Raw genomic sequence first — 320 nt, 5'->3', positions numbered from 1 at the left:
GGTAAAAATATAAATGTTAGATGTGGATCAACGCATCCAGAAATATTATCTAAAGTTGTTATGGGATATGAAGCAGATCTGGGATTAGCTTATGATGGAGATGCAGACAGATTAATTGCTGTAGATAAAAATGGGAATATAATAGATGGAGATAAGATTATTGCTGTATTAGCTTTAGGAATGAAAGATAGAGGAGAGCTAAAAAATAATCAAGTTGTAACAACTGTTATGAGTAATATGGGATTTGAAAGTTATTTATCAAATAAAGGAATTCATTTAATAAGAGCGAATGTTGGAGATAGATATGTTCTTGAAAAAAT

The 320-nt window shown here is 29.7% G+C and carries 1 pseudogene; it reads left to right on the top strand.

The window, feature by feature from the left end:
• A pseudogene (locus HMPREF0202_RS15465) lies at window positions 1–320 on the top strand (phosphoglucosamine mutase); the annotation flags it as partial.

Origin of the sequence: Cetobacterium somerae ATCC BAA-474, from assembly GCF_000479045.1 — a bacterium.
Taxonomy (GTDB): domain Bacteria; phylum Fusobacteriota; class Fusobacteriia; order Fusobacteriales; family Fusobacteriaceae; genus Cetobacterium_A; species Cetobacterium_A somerae.
This window is presented reverse-complemented; position numbering and strand designations above follow the sequence as displayed.